The following is a 2,242-nucleotide window of genomic DNA, read 5'->3' as shown; positions in this document are numbered from 1 at the left end:
TTAGACTTAGCACTTGATGAAGAGCAAGCAAACGCTGCAATTGAAGCATTGAGTGAGAGTGAATTACAAGCCCTTTTTGCAGAAATGGCAAGCGACCCGGAATTAGTCGCACCGCTAGATGCCGAAGCGATACCAGAACAAGTAAGAATTAATTTCTCTAAACAAGATTTTAGCAATTATTATGGTGGCAACCCTGATAATGGCTGGATACTAGAGCTCAATACTGAAGATAACGTTGGCCAGTTAATCACTCATAAAACTAGCCCGCTCAATAAGTTACTCTTTACCTGGACTGTTGACGACAGTGGCAGCCAAATCATCACTTTCGACGAACCACCTACTCAAAGTATTACGATGCGTGAATGGATAGACGGAGAACGAGTATATGTTCTAGGAGTGCAAACGCTAACGCAACTGCGAATGCAACAAGTACATACGTCTGCAACGAGTAGCAGCTATATCGTACAGGCAACCTATAAAGCGGAATATGAAAATAGCCAATACAACCGTTCAGGTGACAGCTTTAGCCTAACAGCAACAGCTTATCATCAAGATCCTGTACTGACATTTACGGAAGAGGAATTAACCGCCGATAATGCAACGTTTGCGGTACCTTACATTACAGAAGATAACAACAGTTCTATCATAGTAGCAGATGTTATCACGTTAAACGGCGATAGAACCGTTACGTCTTCACAAGTCACTGGTGCTATGTGGTCACTAGAAAATGGTGACTTAGTGTTAACATTAGCGAACAATGAAAAAATTAAGTACCAGAAAGTGCAAACGCTTTATGAGGGTGTCAATCGCGTGCAAGTAACCCGCTATAATGCGAGCGGTGATGTAGATTTTGCCTATGCTGATATTATGGTTTCCAAACAAGCGGATGTGGCAATTACAGAATCTGATCTGACTTCAAATTATTGGCATTTTCTTGATGAAGGCATTGATATTGGTGGTGATTTAGATTTTGCAGGATTGTTAAACTCTCACTATAGCTGGTGGTTTAACTTCGGTGATGTTAATCTCTACGAGTACTATACGATATTTTACAGTGATTATTGGGATCTCAACAGGCAACGGAATGGTACCGATGGCGTTTTTAGCGGTGGCACCAAGCAACCACTTGCGATTTGGTTTTATAACACTGGTGTTGGCATAGAGTATTACCCAAATGAAGATAAAGGCTCCTTTGAAAGCAACCTAGCCGAAACCTATTACTACCAAGAATGGCAACTCAGTGACGGGGGTAACCTATTGGTAGCAGAGGAGTTTACCGAGGGGCTAGCTGGACCGTATCTGAAGTACGAAATAAAGCCATTACGCAAAATTGATGATATGTTTTTTGTTCATATGCGCTCTATGGCCACTGATACTGATCGTGTTTATTCGGATACTATCACTTTCTTTACCCTAAAGCCTCGCACCACGGCCAACAGTAACCCCGCACCGGTTTTATTGCAAAAACCGAGCGCTAGCTGGTTAAATAGAAAACAAGAGCAAGTTTTAAACGCTCAATAAATTTAATGTTTGTTTCTGCATAAAAAATGCTCCTTAACGGAGCATTTTTATTATCACCAACCAACAAATTTTAAACGTAAATGTTGTTAAGTTCGGATGTGAACGATATCAAATGCTTAGTAAGCGCTATCGAGATTAGAACCTCTAAAAAAACAACTACTTCATATCTGAAAACAACCTTCACCTGTTAAATAGGTAAGCTAATTAAATTCTGCTATCATTATTATGTTCAATTGCTGTGGTGTGGACATAAGTACAATAATAGACAAGGAATAAATCATGAAGAATGTATTCAACGTTCTAATGTCGTCTGTTCTTGCGACGACATTAATCGCTTGTGGCGGTGGAGGTTCAGACTCAAACCCACAACCACCAACGCCAACCAATAATAACCCTAGTGCAGCCAACGACACAGCGTCTGCGTCATTAAGTGAAACTATCACCATTGATGTTTTAGCTAATGATACGGACAGTGATGGTGACTCTTTAACCATTAGTGAAGCAACCGCTTCTGATGGTGGTACGGTAACTATTGAAAACAATGCGTTATCGTACACCTCAGCCGATACTTTTTTGGGCACGGAAACTATCTCCTATTCCATCAGTGATGGTAATGGCGGCACAGCTTCAGCAGAAGTGACCGTCGACGTCAGTTTAACATTGACCTTAACTGGTGTGGTTACCGATGAGCCCATCCCTAATGCCGCCGTAGTTGCAACCG

2 protein-coding genes are annotated in these 2,242 nt (G+C 41.3%); both read left to right on the top strand.

Going from position 1 to position 2,242, the window contains the following annotated elements:
* The coding region (locus tag ACSLUH_RS19310) for a hypothetical protein (RefSeq protein WP_448570057.1) at positions 1-1,521 on the top strand (1,521 nt) is incomplete at its 5' end.
* Between the two features lie 279 nt (positions 1,522-1,800).
* Positions 1,801-2,242 (top strand): Ig-like domain-containing protein (locus ACSLUH_RS19305; RefSeq protein ID WP_448570056.1); only part of this gene is annotated, 442 nt, incomplete at its 3' end.

This window comes from Thalassotalea ganghwensis (assembly GCF_053485795.1).
The sequence above is the reverse complement of the archived record's forward strand: the minus strand, read 5'-3'. Positions and strand labels throughout refer to the sequence as shown.